The 21,902-nt window shown below is 36.8% G+C and carries 21 protein-coding genes, 2 tRNA genes, 1 pseudogene and 1 riboswitch; of the genes and pseudogenes, 21 read left to right on the top strand and 3 right to left on the bottom strand.

Features of this window, described 5'->3' with window-relative positions; genetic code table 11:
* Window positions 1–199 precede the first annotated feature (199 nt).
* The 5 genes from F0460_RS13855 to F0460_RS13835 all read left to right on the top strand — a co-directional run bounded on the left by F0460_RS13855 (window position 200) and on the right by F0460_RS13835 (window position 2,640).
* Complete coding sequence (locus F0460_RS13855) at window positions 200–613, top strand: PaaI family thioesterase (RefSeq protein WP_150014243.1); 414 nt, start codon at window positions 200–202, stop codon at window positions 611–613.
* 1 nt (window position 614) lies between these two features.
* Window positions 615–1,670, top strand: a complete 1,056-nt coding sequence (locus tag F0460_RS13850) for an isochorismate synthase (RefSeq protein ID WP_150014241.1) — start codon at window positions 615–617, stop codon at window positions 1,668–1,670.
* Window positions 1,667–2,383 (top strand): bacillithiol biosynthesis deacetylase BshB1, encoded by a 717-nt coding sequence (gene bshB1, locus F0460_RS13845; RefSeq protein WP_150014239.1) that lies wholly within the window; start codon window positions 1,667–1,669, stop codon window positions 2,381–2,383. The genes F0460_RS13850 and bshB1 overlap by 4 nt, the downstream gene beginning before the upstream one ends.
* A gap of 64 nt (window positions 2,384–2,447) precedes the next feature.
* Window positions 2,448–2,523: transfer RNA gene (locus F0460_RS13840), tRNA-His, on the top strand.
* Window positions 2,524–2,563: 40 nt separating this feature from the next.
* Window positions 2,564–2,640: transfer RNA gene (locus F0460_RS13835), tRNA-His, on the top strand.
* A gap of 443 nt (window positions 2,641–3,083) precedes the next feature.
* Here the strand turns inward: F0460_RS13835 and F0460_RS16455 are convergent.
* Window positions 3,084–3,215: a winged helix-turn-helix transcriptional regulator gene (locus F0460_RS16455; RefSeq protein WP_223810825.1), complete on the bottom strand. Its 132-nt coding sequence runs from the start codon at window positions 3,213–3,215 to the stop codon at window positions 3,084–3,086.
* Window positions 3,216–3,343: 128 nt separating this feature from the next.
* Window positions 3,344–3,443: riboswitch (TPP riboswitch) on the top strand.
* Window positions 3,444–3,504: 61 nt separating this feature from the next.
* On the opposite strand from F0460_RS16455, the gene thiS reads away from it, so the two are divergent.
* The 8 genes from thiS to F0460_RS13790 are packed head-to-tail and all read left to right on the top strand — an operon-like array spanning window position 3,505 to window position 10,024.
* Window positions 3,505–3,711, top strand: a complete 207-nt coding sequence (gene thiS / locus F0460_RS13825; RefSeq protein ID WP_150014237.1) for a sulfur carrier protein ThiS — start codon at window positions 3,505–3,507, stop codon at window positions 3,709–3,711.
* Between the two features lie 12 nt (window positions 3,712–3,723).
* Window positions 3,724–5,538, top strand: coding sequence for a phosphomethylpyrimidine synthase ThiC (gene thiC, locus F0460_RS13820; protein ID WP_150014235.1), 1,815 nt, complete (start codon window positions 3,724–3,726; stop codon window positions 5,536–5,538).
* A complete protein-coding gene (locus F0460_RS13815; protein WP_150014233.1) occupies window positions 5,535–6,122 on the top strand; it encodes a thiamine phosphate synthase in 588 nt (195 codons plus the stop codon). The genes thiC and F0460_RS13815 overlap by 4 nt, the downstream gene beginning before the upstream one ends.
* Window positions 6,095–6,820 carry a bifunctional hydroxymethylpyrimidine kinase/phosphomethylpyrimidine kinase gene (locus F0460_RS13810; protein ID WP_150014231.1) on the top strand — a complete coding sequence of 242 codons (726 nt, stop codon included), beginning with the start codon at window positions 6,095–6,097 and terminating at the stop codon, window positions 6,818–6,820. The genes F0460_RS13815 and F0460_RS13810 overlap by 28 nt, the downstream gene beginning before the upstream one ends.
* The gene (locus F0460_RS13805) at window positions 6,813–7,424 is read left to right on the top strand and encodes a thiamine phosphate synthase (protein WP_150014229.1); all 612 of its coding nucleotides are present in this window, start codon (window positions 6,813–6,815) and stop codon (window positions 7,422–7,424) included. The genes F0460_RS13810 and F0460_RS13805 overlap by 8 nt, the downstream gene beginning before the upstream one ends.
* Complete coding sequence (locus F0460_RS13800) at window positions 7,421–8,191, top strand: thiazole synthase (protein ID WP_150014227.1); 771 nt, start codon at window positions 7,421–7,423, stop codon at window positions 8,189–8,191. Before F0460_RS13805 ends, F0460_RS13800 begins: the two co-directional genes overlap by 4 nt.
* Before the next feature lies 1 nt (window position 8,192).
* Entirely contained in the window at window positions 8,193–9,314 is a 1,122-nt protein-coding gene (thiH, locus tag F0460_RS13795; RefSeq protein ID WP_150014251.1) for a 2-iminoacetate synthase ThiH, read from the top strand.
* 5 nt (window positions 9,315–9,319) lie between these two features.
* Window positions 9,320–10,024, top strand: a complete 705-nt coding sequence (locus F0460_RS13790; protein ID WP_150014225.1) for a HesA/MoeB/ThiF family protein — start codon at window positions 9,320–9,322, stop codon at window positions 10,022–10,024.
* 90 nt (window positions 10,025–10,114) lie between these two features.
* Here the strand turns inward: F0460_RS13790 and F0460_RS13785 are convergent.
* Window positions 10,115–10,894 (bottom strand): annotated as a pseudogene (locus tag F0460_RS13785) (DUF3050 domain-containing protein).
* Between the two features lie 412 nt (window positions 10,895–11,306).
* Between F0460_RS13785 and F0460_RS13780 the strand changes: the two are divergent.
* The 6 genes from F0460_RS13780 to F0460_RS13755 all read left to right on the top strand — a co-directional run bounded on the left by F0460_RS13780 (window position 11,307) and on the right by F0460_RS13755 (window position 19,289).
* Entirely contained in the window at window positions 11,307–12,161 is an 855-nt protein-coding gene (locus tag F0460_RS13780) for a helix-turn-helix domain-containing protein (RefSeq protein ID WP_150014223.1), read from the top strand.
* A 267-nt stretch (window positions 12,162–12,428) separates the two neighbouring features.
* Window positions 12,429–13,751, top strand: a complete 1,323-nt coding sequence (locus F0460_RS13775; RefSeq protein WP_150014221.1) for a hypothetical protein — start codon at window positions 12,429–12,431, stop codon at window positions 13,749–13,751.
* Window positions 13,752–13,813: 62 nt separating this feature from the next.
* Window positions 13,814–14,854 (top strand): HlyD family efflux transporter periplasmic adaptor subunit, encoded by a 1,041-nt coding sequence (locus tag F0460_RS13770; RefSeq protein WP_150014219.1) that lies wholly within the window; start codon window positions 13,814–13,816, stop codon window positions 14,852–14,854.
* An 11-nt stretch (window positions 14,855–14,865) separates the two neighbouring features.
* Window positions 14,866–15,828 (top strand): TackOD1 domain-containing metal-binding protein, encoded by a 963-nt coding sequence (locus F0460_RS13765; protein ID WP_150014217.1) that lies wholly within the window; start codon window positions 14,866–14,868, stop codon window positions 15,826–15,828.
* 1 nt (window position 15,829) lies between these two features.
* A complete protein-coding gene (locus F0460_RS13760) occupies window positions 15,830–17,137 on the top strand; it encodes a glycosyltransferase family 2 protein (protein WP_150014215.1) in 1,308 nt (435 codons plus the stop codon).
* 121 nt (window positions 17,138–17,258) lie between these two features.
* Window positions 17,259–19,289, top strand: coding sequence for an LVIVD repeat-containing protein (locus tag F0460_RS13755; RefSeq protein WP_150014213.1), 2,031 nt, complete (start codon window positions 17,259–17,261; stop codon window positions 19,287–19,289).
* Between the two features lie 244 nt (window positions 19,290–19,533).
* On the opposite strand, the gene F0460_RS13750 is transcribed toward F0460_RS13755, so the two are convergent.
* Complete coding sequence (locus F0460_RS13750; protein WP_150014211.1) at window positions 19,534–19,926, bottom strand: hypothetical protein; 393 nt, start codon at window positions 19,924–19,926, stop codon at window positions 19,534–19,536.
* A gap of 446 nt (window positions 19,927–20,372) precedes the next feature.
* Here F0460_RS13750 and F0460_RS13745 point away from each other — a divergent pair, with 446 nt between their 5' ends.
* Both F0460_RS13745 and F0460_RS13740 read left to right on the top strand, forming a co-directional pair.
* The gene (locus F0460_RS13745) at window positions 20,373–21,269 is read left to right on the top strand and encodes a hypothetical protein (protein ID WP_150014209.1); all 897 of its coding nucleotides are present in this window, start codon (window positions 20,373–20,375) and stop codon (window positions 21,267–21,269) included.
* 224 nt (window positions 21,270–21,493) lie between these two features.
* Window positions 21,494–21,889 (top strand): hypothetical protein, encoded by a 396-nt coding sequence (locus F0460_RS13740; protein ID WP_150014207.1) that lies wholly within the window; start codon window positions 21,494–21,496, stop codon window positions 21,887–21,889.
* Window positions 21,890–21,902 lie beyond the last annotated feature (13 nt).

Below are 21,902 nucleotides of genomic sequence, written 5' to 3'. Positions count from 1 at the left end.
AATATCCAGCACCCAACACCCCGCAATAGGGATAGAGCGATTGTTGGAGCTCTTTGTTTTGAAAAAACAAAAGCGACTCGCGAAAGCCCGAACTGTAGCAACAGCGGAAGGGATTGCCCAAATACTATTGTATGTTATATCTTTTTCTGTGGTTTTTCTGCAATAATGGTTGTAAATTGTGGTTTTATATTTAAACGATATGGATAAAATCAAGATTTTAGAAATGTGCAATAAGTTTACCAAAAATACCTTAATGGAAACTTTGCATATTGAATATATTGATGCTGGCGATGATTTTTTAACAGCAAAAATGCCTGTGAATAGTAAGGTGCATCAGCCAATGGGGTTGTTACATGGCGGTGCATCGGTTGCTTTGGCAGAAAGTGTAGGAAGTGCAGAATCGATGATTTTTGTTGATATTGAAAAATATGAAGTTCGCGGGATTGAGATTTCTGCAAATCATGTTAAAAGTAAGCGTGATGGAGATGTTTTTGCAACTGCTAAAATTATTCATAAGGGCGGTAAACTACACTTGTGGGGAATTCGAATTACCGATGAAAACAATCAGTTGATATCGCTTTGTAAATTAACGAATATGATTTTACCTAAATAATATGCAGGATTTATTAGTAAGGGCACTGTCTGAAAATCTTCCTTTTGTAATTTATCGAGAGCCTAATGAAGTAACTCGTTTAGGTTGGTTTCAAATAGAAAATCATTTAAATAAGGTTACGGAATTGGAGAAAAGCTGTTTTGTTTTTGCTCCATTTTCTGGCGAAGAAAAAGTTGTTTTTTATCCCGATGAATGTCAATTGGTTCAGGATGATCAAGATTTTAACGTTGATTTTTCTGAAAATGAACAGTCGCTTGAAAATTCAAATGTAGATAAATCTTTTCATATTCAATTAGTATCAAAAGGAATCGAAGCTATCAAAAATAACTCAATCGAAAAAGTAGTTCTTTCTAGAAAAGAAGAAGTTCCTATCAATGAAAATTCTTACGAAATTTACTTTAATCGGTTCCTTAAAAAATATCCCACCGCTTTTGTTTATTGGTTTTATCATCCTGAAGTTGGTGTGTGGATGGGTGCAACACCCGAACAATTGGTAAAGATCGAAAATAATAAAGTACAAACTGTTGCTTTGGCAGGAACGATGGTTGCTTCTGATTCTAATTTCAAGGATGTTGTTTGGGGCGATAAAGAAATTAAAGAACAGCAAATCGTAACCAATTTTATTGTTGATGCTTTGCAGCCTTTTACAGAAAATTTGCAACAAACTGAACCTTATGCTTTTAAGGCAGGATCTCTTATTCATATAAAAACAGATATTCAAGCAGAATTATCAAACAAAGAAAATGATTTTAAGGTTGTAAAAGCCTTGCATCCAACTCCAGCATTGTGTGGTTTTCCTAAAAAAGCGGCTCATGATTTTATTGTTAAAAACGAAGGATACAACAGAGAATATTATGGCGGATATTTGGGCGAATGGAAATTTAATAACCTAGATTATTCTGATAACAGCAATCTGTTCGTAAATTTGCGCTGCATGAAGATTGAAAAATCTAAAGCCTATTTGTTTTTGGGTGGCGGTGTGAATAAAGACAGCGATCCGGAAAGCGAATATTACGAAACAGTGAATAAAAGCAAAACCGTTAAAAGTATTTTATGAAATTAGATATATTGGCTTTTGGAGCACATCCAGACGATGTTGAATTAGGATGTGGAGCAACAATAGCAAAAGAAATTTCGTTAGGAAAAAAGGTAGGAATCGTAGATTTAACCCGAGGCGAATTAGGAACCCGTGGATCAGCTGAAATTCGAGATATGGAAGCGACTAAAGCTGCAGAAATTTTAGGAGTATCGGTTAGAGAAAATCTTAATTTTCGCGATGGTTTCTTTTTGAATGATGAAACACATCAGTTGGAAATAATTAAAATGATTAGAAAATATCAGCCGGAGATCGTTTTATGTAACGCAATTGATGATCGACATATTGATCATGGCAAAGGAAGTAAATTGGTTTCTGATGCTTGTTTTTTATCAGGATTGCGAAGAATTGAAACATCTTTAGATGGAATTAATCAAACCGAATGGCGACCAAAATTAGTGTATCATTACATACAGTGGAAAAATATTGAACCAGATTTTGTTGTTGATATTTCTGAATTTATGCAAACAAAATTAGATGCTGTTATGGCATACAGTTCACAGTTTTACGATCCAAATTCAAAAGAACCGGTTTCACCAATTGCAACTAAAAACTTTACCGAAAGTGTTGAATATCGAGCAAAAGATTTGGGAAGATTGGTTTTTGCTGATTATGCCGAAGGTTTCACCGTAGAAAGATATTTGGCAGTCAACAGCTTAGCAGATTTGAAATAAAAAACTAAAAAAATGTTTGCGAAGCATTGAAATATCTGTATATTTGCACTCGTTAAACAAACACGGTGATTGTAGCTCAGTTGGTTAGAGCGTCGGATTGTGGTTCCGAAGGTCGCGGGTTCGAGACCCGTCTTTCACCCAAAAGCTCAGAGTTGGCTTTTAAAATAAAACTCCTATACGGTGATTGTAGCTCAGTTGGTTAGAGCGTCGGATTGTGGTTCCGAAGGTCGCGGGTTCGAGACCCGTCTTTCACCCCAATATTAAAGCGATTCAAAAATTGAATCGCTTTTTTAGTTTTGATAAAGGTATACTATTAGAAATTGAAATTTATATAGGCGGCATTTTTTGTCTTTAAAACGTAGTTATTTGCTAGCAAAAAATGTTTTAGCAATCATTTTAATCTGAATACTATTATTTTTTCAGTACCGATTTATAAGAAGAGAATGGTTGATTTAAATTATATAGTAGCAGGTAGTTGCGTCATTTTCATATTTAGTAAGTAAATATTTTTATGATTTCTTTTTTAGTGAGCCATAATTTAAGTCACATTTTTTAGTTAAAAAACTCCTCTAAGTTCTTTTTATGAAGTGCCTACTCTTTGCTGACGATTTAGAGAAACAATGATTTAGATATATTAATATATTTAAAACTATAAAAGAAGTTTAATATTTATAGATAACTATACTTCTACAAATTGTGTTTATTCAGTATTAATAACCCTTTTTCTATGTTCCAGACCCCATTTCAACATAATATCAAGTACATCTCGGAAAATTTTCCCAGATTCTGAAAGTTCATATTCAATAGTTACAGGAACAGTTTCGTATACAATTACATAATTCAGAGGTTTTTATAATATAAATAACTTTTATCAAAACAAACTACTTTTGCATTTAATATAAAATTTTGTTACCTGCAATTAGAAATAAGAGAGGATTATAAAAATATTCATTATCTTCGTTTAAACTTTAGGGGTGTCTATAAATAATTATAGGCTGAGATTTTACCCTTTGAACCTGATCTGGATCATACCAGCGTAGGGAAAAGTAGTCTGTCTTGCGTATGTGCTATTCTGCACATTTGTGGACATTCCTAAAGTTTTTAATCATTAAAATTTAGGAATGGAACTCACAATCAATCACCAAAAAAAGTTTTTTAAAAAACCACCGTCATCGCTGGAACAATTGCTCTTGTCCGAAAATCTTAAGAAGGAAAAAGGTATTGCCGTTGCTCTCAACAATCAGGTTGTTCCTCAAAAACACTGGGGCTCTGCTCAACTAAAATCTAACGACACAATATTGATCATCACTGCCACGCAAGGCGGATAAATCTTATTTACTATGAACGAGCAAACTGTTTCAACAGCCCCCTTCCCCAATTCCAAGAAAGTGTATATCGACGGAAAATTACATCCGATCAAAGTCGCTATGAGGGAAATCACATTAAGTCCCACCAAATTGACCAACGGCAAAATCGAAATCAATCCGCCCATTACCATTTACGATACATCTGGAGCATACACCGATGAAAATATCGAAATTGATATTCGTAAAGGTCTGGATAGAATTCGGGAGCAATGGATTTTGGATCGAGAAGATGTGCAAATACAGGAAGGAGTCACTTCCGAATATGGTAAAGAGCGATTAGCAAATAAAAAGCTGGACGAACTCCGTTTTGAATACAGTCACAAACCAAAAGTGGCAAAGAGCGGTAAAAATATTACCCAGTTGTATTACGCCAAACAGGGCATTATCACGCCCGAGATGGAATACATTGCTATCCGGGAAAATCAGCGTATCGAGCAATTACAGGCCGCCACCAAAGGTATGGATCACCAGCATCGGGGCAATAGTTTTGGAGCAAATACACCTGTTTCTAAAATTACTCCCGAATTTGTTCGTGACGAAATTGCTGCCGGACGTGCAATTATTCCCAACAACATCAATCATCCCGAAAGCGAACCAATGATTATAGGGCGAAACTTTTTGGTGAAGATCAATGCCAACATCGGCAATAGTGCCGTTACATCCAGTATCGAAGAAGAGGTAGAAAAAGCCGTCTGGGCTTGCCGTTGGGGTGCAGATACCATTATGGATTTATCTACTGGAAAAAACATCCATGAAACCAGAGAATGGATTATTCGTAATTCACCTGTGCCAATTGGAACCGTGCCCATTTATCAGGCTTTGGAAAAAGTGAAAGGCATCGCCGAAGATTTAACTTGGGAAATATTCAGAGATACGTTGATCGAACAGGCAGAGCAGGGTGTTTCGTACTTTACTATTCATGCAGGGGTATTGTTACGATATATTCAACTGACAGCACATCGGGTAACGGGGATCGTTTCTCGTGGTGGTTCCATCATGGCAAAATGGTGTTTGTACCACCATAAAGAAAACTTTTTGTACACGCATTTCGAAGAGATTTGTGAAATCATGAAGCGATATGATGTTGCCTTTTCATTGGGCGACGGATTGCGTCCGGGTTCTATTGCCGATGCCAACGATGCCGCGCAGTTTGCCGAATTGGCAACCTTGGGTGAATTGACAAAAATTGCATGGAAACACGATGTACAGGTCATGGTTGAAGGTCCCGGTCACGTTCCCATGCATATGATTAAGGAAAATATGGAAAAGCAGCTGGAAGCATGTGATGAAGCTCCTTTCTATACGCTTGGTCCGTTAACCACGGATATTGCTCCGGGCTACGATCACATCACGTCGGCTATTGGTGCGGCGATGATCGGCTGGTACGGCTGTGCAATGCTTTGCTACGTAACTCCAAAAGAGCATTTGGGCTTGCCCAACAAAAAAGACGTAAAAGATGGTGTGATCACGTATAAATTGGCGGCTCATGCGGCAGATTTGGCAAAGGGCCATCCGGGAGCACAATATAGAGATAATGCCTTGAGTAAAGCCCGTTTTGAATTCCGCTGGAAAGATCAGTTCAACTTATCCTTGGATCCGGATACTGCACGCGAATTTCACGATGAAACCCTACCGGCAGACGGAGCGAAAGTGGCTCATTTCTGTTCGATGTGCGGACCCAAATTCTGTTCAATGAAGATTACACAGGAAATCCGCGAAGCCACCGAAAAAGGCATGCTGGAAAAATCGCAGGATTTTATCGATCAGGGAAAAGAGATTTATATATGATCTTGATTATCTCTCCGGAAGAACCTGCGACAGATGAAACAGCATGTGTGAATTCGTTTTTTGAAAATGGATTAGATCTCTTTCATGTGCGGAAGTATGCCTTTTCAGATGATGAAATGCAAAACTATTTGAATGCAGTTGATCAGAAATTTCGTAATCAGATTGTATTGCATTCGCATTTTCATCTGGCAAAAGAATTGGGTATTCATCGGCTGCATTTGCGGGAAGTAGAGCGTGAAAGAAAGTCTTATTTGCCTTTTACTAACTATACGCTTTCCACATCGGTACATAGTATAGACGATTTCAATGCTTTAGACAACATCTGGCAATATGCATTCTTGTCACCTGTTTTTTCGAGCATTTCCAAATCGGGCTATGGAAGAGATAATACGGTTTTGAATGAATTGAAACGAAAGAATAATCCTTCTGTTCAACTTATCGGATTAGGAGGAATTCACAAAGAGAATTGCCAGCAAGTTTTAAAAAATGGAGCCGATGGTATCTCTTTATTAGGGAGTATTTGGCGAAGTCATGATCCTTTAAACACATTTTTATTATGCAGGAAAATCGTCCAATTGTATTAAGCATCGCTGGTTTCGATCCTTGTGGCGGAGCAGGTGTATTGGCAGATGTCAAAACATTTGAACAACTCAAAACGCAGGGCATGGCAATCATTACCGCAAATACGATTCAAACTGAAGACCACTTCGTGGCAAGCGAATGGCAGGATATACAAACAGTTCAAAAAAGTATCGAAGTTTTGATGAATCAATACATTATCCAAGTTGTCAAAATCGGGGTTGTCAAAGATTTTACGTTTTTGAAAAGCATCGTGGATACCGTCAAAGTAAATAATTCGGAAACCTTTATCATTTGGGATCCGGTCATTAAATCTTCTTCCGGTTTTACTTTTTTCAATGAAGATGATGTAACGAAATTACCTGAAGTACTAGCTAATATAGATTTGTTGACCCCAAATGTTGACGAGTATAAACTGCTTGAATTGGTACTGACCGAAAGTAATAAAGTACTTATCAAAGACGGACATCGAAAAGAGCAAGTCGGTGTTGATATTTTAAGAACAGGAACTCACAAGATCGCGATTTTGCCCGATACAACTTCCGTTCATCCCAAACATGGTTCGGGGTGTGTCTTATCCGCTGCCATTGCGGCTCACTTAACATTAGGCAAAGATTTGGAAACTGCTTGCCGATTGGGAAAAAAATATGTAGAACAATATTTAAACAGTCACCCTTATTTATTAGGACATCATCATGATTAGCAGATTACATTATATCTCCCAAGGCTATACTGCTTTGGAACAGGAACAAAATATCCGAAAAGTATTGGATAACGGAGCGGATTGGATTCAGCTTCGGTGGAAAGAAGCATCTGAAAAAGAGTTGTTACAACTCAGCGAAAAACTAAAAATGATATGCGAAAGCTATCGGGCGACTTTCATTATCAATGATCATGTGCAAGTGGCTAAAGCCATTGATGCAGATGGCGTGCATCTGGGCTTGGACGATGAAAGCATTGCGAATGCAAGAGCTGTTTTAGGTTCTCATAAAATCATTGGCGGCACCGCAAATACCTTAGAAAATGTACGGCAAAGAATAACCGAAGGCTGTGATTATATTGGTTTAGGCCCGTATCAATTTACCACGACCAAAGAGAAATTAAGTCCGATTTTAGGATTGGAAGGCTATCAGGCAATTCTACAATCTTTGCAAGACAAAAATATTGAATATCCACCTATTATCGCCATTGGCGGTATCAAACTTAATGACATCGAAAGTATAAAACATTTAGGAATATACGGAGTAGCATTATCGGGTTTGTTAACGCAAAATCCTTCCATCCTTCCACAAATTCAAACAGTATGAATAAATTACAAATAGCAGATAAAACCTTTGTTTCACGCTTGTTTTTAGGAACGGGCAAGTTTGGCAATTTACAGGATATGACCGAAGCGGTTCGCATTTCTGAATCTGAACTGGTAACCATGGCATTGAAACGCATTGATACGAACAAAAAAGACGGGGATTTATTATCGGCTTTGCAAATTCCAAATGTGAATTTGCTCCCAAATACATCCGGTGCTCGTCATGCCAAAGAAGCGGTTTTGGCAGCACAATTGGCACGGGAAGCGTTGGAAACAAATTGGGTGAAATTAGAGATCCATCCCGACCCAAGGTATCTAATGCCCGATCCGATCGAAACATTAAAAGCTACAGAAGAATTGGCAAAATTAGGTTTTGTGGTAATGCCTTATATCCATGCCGATCCCGTATTGTGCAAACGTCTTGAAGATGCAGGAACAGCTGTGGTCATGCCTTTGGGAGCACCCATAGGGAGTAATAAAGGTTTGCGAACAGTGGATTTTCTGGAGATAATCATTGAACAGAGTAAAGTTCCCGTGGTAGTAGATGCCGGTATCGGAGCTCCGTCTGACGCTTCCAAAGCCATGGAATTAGGTGCTGATGCGGTACTGGTAAATACTGCCATTGCTGTTGCCCGAAATCCTGTACAGATGGCAGAAGCGTTCAAAGAGGCAGTGATAGCAGGTAGAAAAGCTTACGAAGCCGGATTGGGAACTGTCCAATCTGCTGCACAAGCTTCAAGTCCTTTAACCGCCTTTTTATTTGATTGATATGCCACATTCATTTGAACAGCTTTTTAAACAGTACGATTGGGAAAAGGTCAGGGAGAAAATCTATTCCAGCACGGTAGCTGATGTAGCCTTTGTCTTGTCTAAAAACAAACGAACGATAAACGATTTTCTGATCTTATTATCACCTGCCGCGGCACCGTATTTAGAGCGAATGGCTCAGCTATCACAACAGTTAACGCAGAAACGGTTTGGTAAAACCATTCAGTTATACGCTCCCCTGTACCTTAGCAACGAGTGCCAGAACATTTGCACCTATTGTGGTTTTAGTCTGGACAATAAAATCAAACGTAAAACGCTATCCAATGCCGAGATTATGCTTGAAGCGATGGCACTAAAAGCCATGGGGGGTAATCACGTTTTATTGGTGAGTGGTGAAGCTAACAGAATCGTAGGCGTAGATTATTTTAAGAATGCGATTAACTTATTACGTCCGCATTTCACTCATATTTCCATCGAAGTTCAACCGCTATCGTTGGAAGAATATGAAGAATTGAAAGAGGCAGGTGTACACACCGTTCTGGTTTATCAGGAAACGTATCATCAGCAAGTGTACAAAGCCTATCACCCCAAAGGCAAGAAATCCAATTTTGAATTTCGTTTGAATACGCCTGACCGAATCGGGCAGGCAGGAATGCACAAAATAGGTTTGGGCGTTTTGCTAGGCCTGGAGGATTGGCGGGTAGATAGCTTTTTCAACGCTTTGCATATCGATTATTTACAAAAAAACTATTGGCAAACGAAGTATTCGGTTTCATTTCCAAGATTGCGTCCGGCAGAGGGGATTATAGAACCAAATTTCATAATGGAAGACCGCGATTTGCTGCAATTGATTTGTGCCTATCGCATTTGGAACGAGGATTTGGAAATTTCTATATCTACCCGTGAAAATGAAAAATTCCGAAATCATATTATTTCGCTAGGAGCCACCTCAATGAGTGCGGCTTCCAAAACCAATCCGGGCGGTTATGTGGTAGATCGGCAATCATTAGAGCAGTTTGAAACTAGCGACGAACGCAGTATGGAAACCGTCCGTAATCTGATTCTCGAAGCCGGCTATGATCCCATCATGAAAGATTGGGAAACGGTGTATTCAAATGCTTGAAGAAAATGAAAGATAATTTTACACGATATAGTCGACAGATTTTTATTGAAGAAATCGGTGTGGAAGGGCAACGGAAAATAAGGGCAGCAAAGGTTCTGGTCATCGGAGCAGGCGGATTGGGAAGTCCGGTAATTCAGTATTTAGCGGCAGCAGGAGTAGGTACTTTAGCAGTTGCTGATTTTGATACTTTGGAAATTCATAACCTTAACCGTCAGGTGATATATCAAGAAAAAAATGTAGGTAAACCGAAAGTAGAAAGTGCGTCGGAGTTTGTTTCAGCATTAAATAGCGATGTGCATTTCATTCCGATAAAAGAAAAAATCACGATTGAAAATGTACAACAAATCATCCATCCTTACGACATCGTTATCGATGGGTCGGATAATTTTACGACACGATATTTAGTGAACGATGCCTGTGTGCAGCTTGGTAAACTTTTAGTTTATGGCAGTATTTTATCGTTTGAAGGACAAGTAGCTGTATTCAATTACAAGGGCAGTAAAAACTTGCGTGATATATTCCTTGAACCACCTAACCAAGAGAGCTTGCCTGACTGTGACAGTTTAGGAGTTTTAGGACCTTTACCAGGAATTGTCGGGAGTATAATGGCGATGCAAACATTACAGATTATCTGTGATATGGAAGTTCTATGTAATGAATTGTTACTGATAGATACTAAGAATTGGGCGTTTAATAAGGTGGCATTTTAGTGGAAAATTTTTAATATAAATAATGTTGATAAATTTTAAAGCATAACATAAAAACCCGTTTCTAACGGGTTTTAGTTTTTTTTATCAGATCTATATATTATTTTGTTGATCGATAATTTCTTCAATTGCGTTCCATAGTTTTATTCTTTTTTCAAGAGATGCTACTGCTATTTCTGCAGTTTTCTTCCACTTTACTGCATCACTGCCACACAGGTAGGCAATCATTTCAAACGCCATAGGTCCGTGTTCGTCGGCATCAAGTTCAATGTGGCGTTCAAAATAGTAAACAAGATCGGTAAGATCTGTATTTTTAAAGCGTAACTTAAATTCTGTTAGCATTTCGGTAAACATATTCGGTATAAGGTCTTCACGACCAAAAGTAAATGCCGAAGCTATTTCATGTGGTTTGCCTGCTTCAATCACTTCAAAAGTAAACGTTAAAAATTCTTTGATATTGGGATGAAGTACGCTTGATTTTACAGCACTGAATATATCTGTAGCTTGTGCACTGTCTAAAAAAGCTTCAATATTTTCTGTACTGGTATTACTTTTACGCATAGCTTCCAGATACATTTCAAAATGACTTAATCTTCTACCGTCTAACGTAAGGTCTGATTCTTCTGCAAGAACAATTTCGTTAATAAGGTAACGTACTTCAGGATTGGGAGATGCAAACCACGGACTTGTTGTACATGTAAGTTTTGATTGCAGTGCTTTAAGAAGCGACATAAAATCTCATACCGCATAAACGTGAACCTGAAGAAATTGCTGCAGGTCTGCAAGCGTTGTGATTTTTTTATATAAAGAATGATTAAGAAGTTCGTTTTTTTTTGGCTGTATATAGTTGTTTATTTCGTTTATTGATGTCATTATATTTTTTTTGCAAATATAATCTTTTACTTTATAGTGTTAAGTTTAACAGAGTAATTTTTTTGTTGTTAAGCTTCTTGTTTAAGTGTAAACTAATATATAATTACCTAAAAAATATATACTTTACTTGCTCAAAAAATATCAACCTACTAAACTTTCGAGGAAGCATAAAAGGCACAAAATATCCTAACCCATTTGTACTTACTTTTTTCCCGTTTATTATGAAAACTAATACACCAATCAGTAATAACAATACAGATATGTACTTTATTACCACCTTCTTCCTCTCCTCGTTATAATGTTATCATCAGTAATTATTAAAAAAACATTAAAATTTTCTTTTCCTTTTGTAAACCCTTTATTTTATTGAAAAAATAATATAATTTTATCGCGTCAATAACATATTCATGCTATGTATCAAATAACAGAAGAATTAGACGCAGCTGGCTTTAGTATAAACAAAGTAGAAAAACTTGTTGCACGTAATAATGGTAAGTTTAACTTTAATACATTAGAATATTTTGTTATTTATATTGCTTTGAGTGATTCATGTATATTGGTAGACGGACGTCAGGTGTGTGTAAAGGCGAATCACATGGCATACATTGCCCAGTTTAAAGATGTTGTTTACGATTCGGGATCTAAAGAAGATATTGTCATTGCTTTTTCTTCCTCTTTTTACGAACGATCTGCAAAAGACAGCTTTATTTTAAATTCAGATTTGTTTTTCAATAGCCAGCACGATGTTTTTACGGCTCCAACCATCGGAAACGGAGCAGAGATCAAAAAACTAATCGTTAACAGACTTGGTTTGTACCGCCAGAAAGAAATGGGCTTGTACATAGCTGTGGCGCACAATTGTGTAGAAATATTGTTACTCGATGGTTTGTTAGGGGTACAGAATCAGCTGGTTAAACCAGAGAAAATCAATTTTTCTTACATTGATGTAGTAAACAGGTTCAGGGTGCTGTTGCAGAAACACTTCAAGGCAGAAAAAGGTGTTTCGTTTTATTCAGAAAAACTGGGTGTTTCTTCTCAACGTTTGTCTGTAATGACAGAGTTGGTGTTGGGCAAAGGAGCAAAAAAGGTCATCGTACAAAAAGTTACAGACGAGGCCGTAAAGATGTTGCAAAATTCTGTACTCAACATTTCAGAAATTGCTATGGATCTGGGTTTTGCAGACGAAGGTAACTTCAGTGCATTTATCAAAAAACACTATAACAAAACCCCAAGTGAAATTAGAGATACAAATCAGGTGTATCTATAAATTTACAAGTTTTCAATGTTTTTTCACAAGTGTATTGTCTTTTAGTTACAGTAATTTTGCACCGATATTTAGAATTTTAAAAACTGCCTTATGCAAGACGTTTATTAATCTATCGTTTTTTAGATTATTTATTACACGTTTTAATCCAAATAGTTCACTAAAAGTCTTAAGAGATCGCAAAACCAAAAACACGCTTACAGTAGTAATTTTAAAAATTAAGCTGTTACATAAATGAAGTTATTCTTTTGTTTAGTTACAACGATATACATGTCGTATTCGGTAAATTCGCAGAATACCTCACCTTCTGTAAACGAACTGAATAGTTTGGTTAAAGAGTATAATTCACTTTTTTTATATACAAAATCATTTGTAGATGGTGTGCTTGTGCAACCAGTTTCAAAAAACAACGGGTTGCTGGCTGATATTGTTTCTGATAATGATATTATAGCTAATAATAATTTTATTGTTGATAGAAATACCAGAATCACAGATTCGCAAACCGATTTCGGACTTAAATGGATATCCGATGCTACCTACAATTTCAGCCCTGGTATTTCAGAAACAGAAGATGTTTTTTTCAGATCTCGGGTTTCAACCGGTTTAGACTGGGTAATTCTTGGCGAAGGGAGCATGCAGCGAAAAAAAGAAGCAAAACGCATCTTTAATCAGCAGTTTCGCAGAGATTCACTTCAGTTAAGCCTTCAAAATAATTCGTTTGCATTACACAACAGGCAGCTGCTTTTACAGCATGTATTCGATCTGCACCGTCTCGAAATTCTAAAAAAATATCAGGAAATAGTACAGATGCAGGCAGCTTATCAAGATAAAATGCATCAGGCCAAGCTTGGCAGCAGTGCTGATAAAATAAATGCCAATAATCAGTCGCAGGCTGTTAGTGGTATGATTGATGTTTACATAAACTATCTGTCTCAAAATATTCCCGATCATTTGGTAAAAGAATATTGGAACATTCCGTACGTAGATGCCGTTTTACCCGATCTGTCTTCAATAAATGCGGATAATCTTTTAAAGGAAGAGGAAGTATTGGTACAGATGCAGAAAGATCTTTTAAACAGCAGACAGAAACCGGGCGACAAGCCAAGTTTGCGTGCAAAATTCAGATACAATTATTACGACAATGCAGAGCAAACCGGCAGATCGTTCGCAAGTGTAGGTGCGTCGTTGTCTGTGCCTATCCGTTTTGGTAAAGACAACCAGTCTCTTGCGTACGAAATGGCTACGTATGATAATAATCTGTATGCCGAAAAACTAAAATTAAAAGACAGACTTACTGCACAACATAAAGATTTCTATCTGTTAAAAAACAAGTTGTTTCAGCTGCAAAACGAAATTTCGTACGTTGAAGCGCTTTTAAAGAACGAAACAGAGGTTTATCAGAGACAGAACAAAAATTTCAGCCCTGCAAAATACATTGAGTATGCCGGTATGCTGGTTCAGAAAAAACTTGCTGTGTTAGATGTAAAGGAGCAGTTGTGCAAAAAGTATGTGGTATTCCATACATTAAACGGTCTGAATAATAATGAGCAGATCAATCCGTCTAAAGAAAATACCGACTATTCGGAAAGATGATTTCAAAACAATTGGTAATGAAAGCCTTGTACGATTTTTTAACCGTTACAAATATGTTTTAAATGAATATTAAATTTGATAAAAAGGTTGTTTCGCAACCCGATATAAAGCCCGAACAAATTAAAAAACGCCGTTGGGACCGCTGGATTTATCTGGCAATCCTAATTTTTCTGGTACTATCTTTCTTTAAATGGTTAACCACACCTTGGTTCTTTAACTTTGCGCACGGTGTGCTGTTACAGCAGCAGTACGATGTACAGTTTGCAAACGATATCCGCATATTAAAATACAACGTAGCAGAAGACCAAGATGTAAAAGCTGGTGATACATTGTTTCTGTACGAACGTTTTGGGCATGAGCGTACACCTTATGGTCAGGATTCCTTACAAATGGAACTGAAAAACAGAGAAGACGGTTCTTCCCTTATTGCCTTAAACAGCCAGATCGAGAAAAGAAGGCTGTTTCTAGTAGATCTTGAAAAAAGATTAAAGTACTGGAAATTAGAAAGGGTAGAGAAAGAAAAACTGGTTTATCTAAATGTGATAACTTCTAACGAACTGGCAAATGTAGACCGATCTATAGACGATGTTCAATACCAGATTGCAACTGTAAAGGCCGAATATCAGGTACTTTTAAATGAAAAAGAACAGACGAAGTCTGAATTACATGGTAGCAGCGATCTTAATCTTAAAAGTTTGAATGCAGCGCACCAAAAAACAGCGTTTACGGCTCCGGTCGGTGGCAGAGTAGACAGGCTGCGTATTCCTATACAGCAAATTTGCTATAGGCAAGATAAGGTAATGTCCATTATACATCCCGAATATTATGTAAGGGCTTATATTGATGTGGAAGATCTTGACAATTTTAAAGTGGGCGATCACGTAGTTGTTGTACTGCCTTACGGATATGAAAATCTGGAAGGAACTGTACAAAAAATACATGCAGTTTCAGAGCTTAGGGAAGAAGTGGTTTCGGAAAACACACTAAGCGATCAAAAACACGGTATTGTGGTGCATATAGTACCGGCTGCTAAAAAGGGGTGGGACAAACTAACAGTAAGCAACATTCCGGTAAAGATTAGAAAAGGAAGAATTAATTTATAAAACATAAAATAATGACAGACACCGTAATTGAAATTCATGGAAAAAAAGTGCTGCTTTTGGAACATGCCATAGAGCACGATGTTCTGCCAGATCCGTGCAGTACAGATATCTGGGTGATAAATCACAGTGACGAATGGTTGGTACGCAGATTTCTGCGCCGCATTGTTCGTTCAAAAAATATAAAAATTTACTTAAAACCGGTCTTTTTGCAAAAAGAGTTTAAAAAGTTTTATGCAACAAAAGACAATCACCTGAAGTATTTGAGTGACGGTTATATTAAAGGGCTCGATATTATCGAAAAAATACCGCTTATAGAACAAATAAGCTTTTTTGTTAGTAAATATGCAGACAAAAGAAATTACGAAAATTTTACCGAGAATGATTTCTTTATTCAAAAAACATTTGACTATTACTATACGCGCAAAAAAAGAATTACACCAGTTTTAAAGCACAAGTCGTTAACAGGCTATTCGTATCCGCGCATAGAAACCTATTTTTATAACAACCGCGAAGCATTTATAAACTCCCGCATGCTGTTGCAGGAAGCTTTTACAAACAATTGGCTTACCAGGCATTATGTAGATACCAGTCACTTGTGCCACAAATGCAGTAGCGGTTTTCTTAATTACAGGGAAATCTGCCCTAAATGCAGCCACCATAACCTTAAGGCAAGTAACCTGATTCATCATTTTAGATGTGCTTATGTGGGGGTAGAAAAAGATTTTATCTTTAAAGATAAAATGGTATGTCCCAAATGCTCGTCAGAATTAAGGAATTTAGGGGTAGATTATGACAGACCCGGTAAAATATTCAACTGCAAAAATAAAAAATGCCAGCACGAGTTTCAAGATGCACCCGTGGGTGTACACTGTGTAGATTGTGAAACCGAACAAGCTCCGCACGAATTGGTTGTCCGTAAAATTTACGAATATGAAATTACTGCACAAGGTATGAAGATAGGTCTGCATTTATAATATGGCAAATTTCTGGGATACCTATTTTTACATGTGGCACCGTCTCGACTGGGGGACTGTCATGCGTTGGGGTTGGTATATATTTCTACTCGATATTCCTCGTTTCTTCATTGTAGAAGGGGTTGCGTTGCTGTATAGTAGAACTAAACGAAACCGTACCAAAGGTGCCTGGAAAAGTGCACGGCAGGCTTTATTACAGGAAAATCCGTTGGTAACCGTTTTGGTTCCAGGGCATAACGAAGGTAAACACCTGTACAAGCTTATTCAGTCAATGAAAAAGCAAACGTATAAAAACATAGAATTAATAGTTGTTGACGATGGTTCTACAGACAATACGGCAATAATTGCCCGTTCGTTTGAACGTACAGGTGATATCAGAAGATTTATCTCTGCAGAAGAAAGAGGGGGTAAGGCTTCGGCAGCAAATCTTGGACTTCGATATTCAAAAGGGAAATACATTGTGCATCTCGATGCCGATTCTTCTTTAGAAGCCGATGCGGTCGAAAAAATACTCATTCCCTTTTACAGATATAAGAATGTAGGCGCTGTAGGCGGTAATCTGGTGGTTCGTAATCGGGAACAGTCGCTTACAACAACCATGCAGTATCTGGAATATTTGCAATCTATAAACGTAGCCCGAATCGTTTTGTCGCAGCTCCGCATCTACAAAATTATTTCGGGTGCTTTCGGTGCTTTTCCCAAACATGTTTTAGACCGTGTAGGCGGGTGGGACATAGGTCCCGGGCTCGATGGTGATATTACGGTAAAAATACGTAAGATAGATTACCGTATTGTGTTTGAAGAAGAAGCAGTCTGCAAAACCCATGTGCCTGCAACTTGGAAAGCCTTAACCAAACAGCGGCTGCGCTGGTCGCGCTCATTAATCCGCTTTAGGATAAGAAAACACAGAGACATTTGGATGCCTAACAAAAATTTCAGGTTTTCCAATTTCTTTGCCTTCTTTGAAAACATTTTTTTCGGATTGGTGCTCGATGCGCTCTGGATATTTTACATGATAAAGATTTTGGTGGTCGATCCGTATTTTTTGGTGGTTTGGTTTCCTTTCAAGTATTCTATATATCTGCTGTTGGCATTCGGACAGTTTTTCTATTCGCTTGCCATAAGTAAAAACAGGTATCAGGTATGGTCTAAAATCATTTACGTACCGCTGTATCCTATCTACATGGGATACTACATGCGTATCGTTCGAACCATTGCTTATATTGACGAGCTACTTTTCTTCGATTCTTATAAAGATACCTGGAATCCGCAAAAAACCTCTGCCAAAGCCAGGGAACATGACATGTAGCGTGAAAAAAAATAAAAATTCACAAATAAAAACTAAAAATTCAAAGATAACGATATTATAACTGCCAGTAACTTTGCACAACATAAAACACTCGTTATTAAAATAACAACAAATAGTAAATATGATTGAAAATAAATTGAAATTGGGCTTTTTAGCGGCTTCGCTATTAATTACGGTAGCAGGCTGTTCAAGTGACGACAACGTAGACGCAACTGCTTCTCAGGAAGAAAGTGGTGTGCTAAGTAATTCAGAAATGAAACTTACCTACGGCAGCAAATTACTTGGAAATTACATGTCTTTAAAAAATTCACGAATAACGTTTAACAGATTTTCAGACGCATCACAATCACAGGCAGTAGCACAGGCTCTTAAAACGGTAAACAGCTACCAGCCCGATTTAACAAATGCTGTTGCTTTAACAGGTAATCAGTGGTATACCATTAATTCTGGTGATAAATATTATATACCTGCAAACACAACTTTTACGGGTGGGATTAATTTCAACGGTGCCGGTACACTTATTATTTTGGGTAATTTAGGTGGATCTAACTGGTTGAATGTACCTAACGGTGGAGTAGTAGATGTTGCTCCTTCAGGAAATATCCAGTCTACTGCAAACTTTCATTTAAATGCAGGTTCAACACTTAATAATTATGGTAACGTAACATATACTACACAAACGGTAGATGGTACAGTAAACAACTTTAGTGAACTGGTTTTTACACAACAGTTAAGCCTTAACGGCAGTTCGGTTGTTAACAACAACTGCAGTATGGTATTCAATGGTTTTACTCAGTTAAATGCAGCACTTAATAATGGCGGATTTGCAGATTTTAAAGCAGGTTTCCATATTAACGGTTCGGGTAACCTTGTTTTGGCTACAGGATCGCTTACCGATATCACGGGTGGAAACATCACGGTAGACGGTAAAATAAAAAATACTTCAAACGGTTTTGCACGTATCGATATTTCAAATGCTGCAACTATAGGCAATATGAATGCTACACCGGCTTTCGAAGGAAAAATCGATATCAATACCACAGCAACAATATACAGCAGTAAAATAAACAGCGATGTTACTTTAAATGCCAATACGTTTATCGCATCAAACAGCTGTACTCCACAACGTGGCTTAGCTGCTTGTGACGACAGTGTGTTACAGTTTACACTGGCTGCAACAGTTCAAAGTCCAACAGTTAACGGGGCAGTATTAAGTGCAACCGATGTTAAGGTTGTAAACGGTAATGCGTATGTATCATATCATACAAACGATGAGGTTTATGGTGATGCAGCAAACGGCTCGGTTCGTATCTTTAATGTTCAGAATCAGCAGGCAGCTTCGTTAACGGCACAGGCCGATTTCAACAATGCAGAATTCAACGGAATCGATGTTAGTGGCAGTAAAGTTTATGCGGTAGGTGGTAACAATGCAGGTTCTCGTTTAATGACCACACCTTTAACTGCTGGTGCATTCAATACAAACGATTTGTCTGTATTTACTACACATAAACTTCCAAGTATAACCGGTAAAAATAGTTTTGTTCACAACAATATGTTATGGTTGGTAGCAGGTGCAAACAATGGTGGTTTCTTTAAATTAGATCCGGCAAATGGTTTTGCAGTAACAGATCAGTTCTACAGTCAGGGTGCAAGAGCCAAATATGTGGCTCAGAACGGAACGTATCAGGCATTCTTCGCAGTTGAAGGCAGTGGTGCTTATTTAAGAATAGCTAATATCGATGGTACAAATCCTCAGGAATACCGTTACCCAACCTTGGCACAAACCGTACAAGATGGTAAAAACGTAATAACCATGGACGATGAGTATGTATATGTAGCTTTAAGCGATAAAGGTGTTGCTAAATTCTCTTTACAGAACGGTAGTCTGGTAAGCCATTTTGTACCGAACGATTATCGTGTAAACGGTTCAAAAGTATTTAAACAAAACGGTTACACAAACGGTGTGGCAGTTAACGATTGTTATTTATATTTGGCAAACGGTGCAGACGGTGTTATCGTGTTAAACAAAAATTCGTTCAACGTGGTAGGCCACTTCAACCTGGCTGAATCTGCTAACTACATATATGCAGACAACGGATTACTTTTTGTGGCAACCGGTCGTAACGGTTTAAATATCATCAAAATAAATTAATATATTTTATAAGTTATTTTACTAAAAAGGTTTAACCGTTAACGGTTAAACCTTTTTTATTTTCATTGAAAATAACCTAATGAATTACATTCAAAGATCTCTATAAATTTTAAATGTTATCAGAAAAATATATCGTTTTTATTCTGTTTCTCAAGATCAAAGGTCGAACAAACGAAGTAATCTGTATAAAAATATAGAATTAGAATTCTCTATATCTGGTCACTTCATACCTAGTATATTATTATTACCAATTCCTACCTGTGCATTTATTTTCCGTAGTAATATTCCATTCGGTTAAAACACAGTTGTATTTAATTGCCATTTCAATTTTTGCAAAAAGATTTTGTGCAATCTCATGTTCACTACATCTTAATTTTTCTGTTCGTCCTAAAATCTGGTATTTTTTGTCTTTATTTACAAAGTAGGTAACACCGTCGCCAACTTCTGCCATCTTTGAAGCAAATATATCTCCTTTACGACCATTTTCGCTGGTAAAGTTATAAACAATGTTTATCAAATCTGAAGTTGCTTTTAATTCGTGCTGCAAACGATTTAATATTTGTGTATTCAAATCATTTTTTTCTGTTTCCGAAAGTTTGGAAACATTCGTCTTTGTCTTAAAAAAAGGTAGTTTCATTTGTTTGCATAATTAAAATAATGACTATGTAAAGCGTTAATTTTTATTTTGCATAAGTGTATGTAAATGTATTGTAAAAATTGAAAAATTATTTGAAATTGGTGAGAATTTTAAAATAATTTTTCATCCTTATTAAATGTTCTCAAAAACCTTGTTTTTTGCTATATCACATGTGACCCTTTTGCAGCTAGTCACCACATCATTATTATCCGTTTCCCCTTACAAATATCTAACACAAAAGTCTTCACTAATCGACCTATCACAATAACAAATGTATTAATAACCGCCACATCCCCAGTTACTTGATAAAATTCAAAATTTATAATACTTTTTTATCAGCCTAAAACCATTAAATCCTCTAAATTTGCAGCACATCTGTAATAACATAAAAAATGTTATTTTTATGATTGTTAGCCGTTATTTGTTACAAAATTTTAATATTATATATGATGAGACTATTCCTTTGTTTAATTGCAAGTATTTATACAGCAACCTCGTTTGCAGCAGGAGGTTCGGTTTTAGTAGAACGTTCTGTAAAGTTTAAAAAAGAAGGAGCTACGCCTTCTTATAAACAGTCAGTGAGAGTGTATTATAAAACAACTCAAACAACTGTACCTTTAAACATTCCAAGTTATTTCTTTAAAAAAGCCTTAAAAAACCCACAGTTTAATTTAGGATCTACCTATATGTGGAAAAGTGCTTTTGAATCAACTGTTAACGATACGCTTCTAAGTCAGTTAAATAAGTATGGAATAGATACGTTGTTGCTATCGCCTGGAACTAACGGAATTAAAATTACCGACTTTTTAACCAAGGCACAAAATCAGAGCATACACGTTTCACGTTTGCTAAGTGAGAATTCTTATGCAAAAGATGCCAACGGAGTGCAAAAATTAATAGCCAAAATGCAGACGTTACAATATGATTTCCCAGGACTTCATTTAAATATAGAACCGCATACCTTTGCTGATTATAAGGCAAATATCCCGTTTTATACTGCACGCATGGATAGTATTTATGATGTGGCAAAACAATGGTGCGACCCCCGAAATATGAAGTTAAGTGTTAGTATTCCAATGCATCTTCCTATACAGAATGCAACTTTTCTTGCCACTAATAACATTACGGCATACATAATGGCGTACGAAAATACCGATCAGCAAAAATTATTGACACGCACACAGCTGTTAAGAACTACCTTGGGAAATAATTATGTATGGGTAATAAGGGTAAGTGATTTTGCTACACAGCAGGATTTGTTAGATGCTGTTGCTTATTTAAACGCCAATGGCGTATCAAGGGTTGCTCTCTACGACTTTTCTACTGTTAGCACTATGTTCTGATAAGATCAAAAGATATAAATAAAAAAGGTTACACAACTGTGTAGCCTTTTTTATTTGGTTGTGAAATAGACTTTTCATTTTAATATTATGAATTTACAGTACTTTCAAGTAACCTTAAAAAGCTTAAAAGCTGTTCTGTTAAAGCCCCAATTTTCAACCGAATATTAAAGCGATTCAATTTTTGAATCGCTTTTTTTTATACTTTTGTGCTTTATTTACATATTATGAGTGTTTTATTTGAAGAGGATTTAAAAGTAGAAATTTGTAGCGAATTAAAGAACGAACTTTTACTGTTAAAAAATGAAGAGCAGCAGGTAATTATTCATTGTTCTATTTATGCAATGGATGCTGGCGATGCCGCAAGAATATGGAAAAGTACTTATTTAATTGATAAGGAAACAGGTAAAACATACAATTTACTTTTTGCAGACGGTATTAGTTTTGCGCCGCAATGGACTTTAATTCCATTTAACAAACCATTAGAATTTACTTTGATTTTTAAAGGGTTACCAAAAAGCTGTAAACTATTTGATTTGGTTGAAATAATTCCTGAAGAAGGTGGTTTTGAAGTTTTAAACGTAAACCGTAATTCAACAGATGTTTATTATGTAACAATATAAAAGCCGGAAATTA

The sequence above is a fragment of the Paenimyroides baculatum genome (assembly GCF_008629655.1).
Classification (GTDB): Bacteria; Bacteroidota; Bacteroidia; order Flavobacteriales; family Flavobacteriaceae; genus Flavobacterium; species Flavobacterium baculatum.
This window is presented reverse-complemented; position numbering and strand designations above follow the sequence as displayed.

Excerpts from the sequence above, each read along its gene's own strand:
- F0460_RS13805 (WP_150014229.1), top strand. The coding sequence starts at position 6,813 with ATGATTAGCAGATTACATTATATCTCCCAAGGCTATACTGCTTTGGAA.
- F0460_RS13755 (WP_150014213.1), top strand. The coding sequence starts at position 17,259 with ATGATTGAAAATAAATTGAAATTGGGCTTTTTAGCGGCTTCGCTATTA.
- F0460_RS13760 (WP_150014215.1), top strand. The coding sequence starts at position 15,830 with ATGGCAAATTTCTGGGATACCTATTTTTACATGTGGCACCGTCTCGAC.
- F0460_RS13780 (WP_150014223.1), top strand. The coding sequence starts at position 11,307 with ATGTATCAAATAACAGAAGAATTAGACGCAGCTGGCTTTAGTATAAAC.
- F0460_RS13800 (WP_150014227.1), top strand. The coding sequence starts at position 7,421 with ATGAATAAATTACAAATAGCAGATAAAACCTTTGTTTCACGCTTGTTT.
- F0460_RS13815 (WP_150014233.1), top strand. The coding sequence starts at position 5,535 with ATGATCTTGATTATCTCTCCGGAAGAACCTGCGACAGATGAAACAGCA.
- F0460_RS13790 (WP_150014225.1), top strand. The coding sequence starts at position 9,320 with ATGAAAGATAATTTTACACGATATAGTCGACAGATTTTTATTGAAGAA.
- F0460_RS13850 (WP_150014241.1), top strand. The coding sequence starts at position 615 with ATGCAGGATTTATTAGTAAGGGCACTGTCTGAAAATCTTCCTTTTGTA.
- thiH (WP_150014251.1), top strand. The coding sequence starts at position 8,193 with ATGCCACATTCATTTGAACAGCTTTTTAAACAGTACGATTGGGAAAAG.
- F0460_RS13750 (WP_150014211.1), bottom strand. The coding sequence starts at position 19,926 with ATGAAACTACCTTTTTTTAAGACAAAGACGAATGTTTCCAAACTTTCG.
- thiC (WP_150014235.1), top strand. The coding sequence starts at position 3,724 with ATGAACGAGCAAACTGTTTCAACAGCCCCCTTCCCCAATTCCAAGAAA.
- F0460_RS13775 (WP_150014221.1), top strand. The coding sequence starts at position 12,429 with ATGTCGTATTCGGTAAATTCGCAGAATACCTCACCTTCTGTAAACGAA.
- F0460_RS13810 (WP_150014231.1), top strand. The coding sequence starts at position 6,095 with ATGCAGGAAAATCGTCCAATTGTATTAAGCATCGCTGGTTTCGATCCT.
- thiS (WP_150014237.1), top strand. The coding sequence starts at position 3,505 with ATGGAACTCACAATCAATCACCAAAAAAAGTTTTTTAAAAAACCACCG.
- F0460_RS13740 (WP_150014207.1), top strand. The coding sequence starts at position 21,494 with ATGAGTGTTTTATTTGAAGAGGATTTAAAAGTAGAAATTTGTAGCGAA.
- F0460_RS13855 (WP_150014243.1), top strand. The coding sequence starts at position 200 with ATGGATAAAATCAAGATTTTAGAAATGTGCAATAAGTTTACCAAAAAT.
- bshB1 (WP_150014239.1), top strand. The coding sequence starts at position 1,667 with ATGAAATTAGATATATTGGCTTTTGGAGCACATCCAGACGATGTTGAA.
- F0460_RS13765 (WP_150014217.1), top strand. The coding sequence starts at position 14,866 with ATGACAGACACCGTAATTGAAATTCATGGAAAAAAAGTGCTGCTTTTG.
- F0460_RS13770 (WP_150014219.1), top strand. The coding sequence starts at position 13,814 with ATGAATATTAAATTTGATAAAAAGGTTGTTTCGCAACCCGATATAAAG.
- F0460_RS13745 (WP_150014209.1), top strand. The coding sequence starts at position 20,373 with ATGATGAGACTATTCCTTTGTTTAATTGCAAGTATTTATACAGCAACC.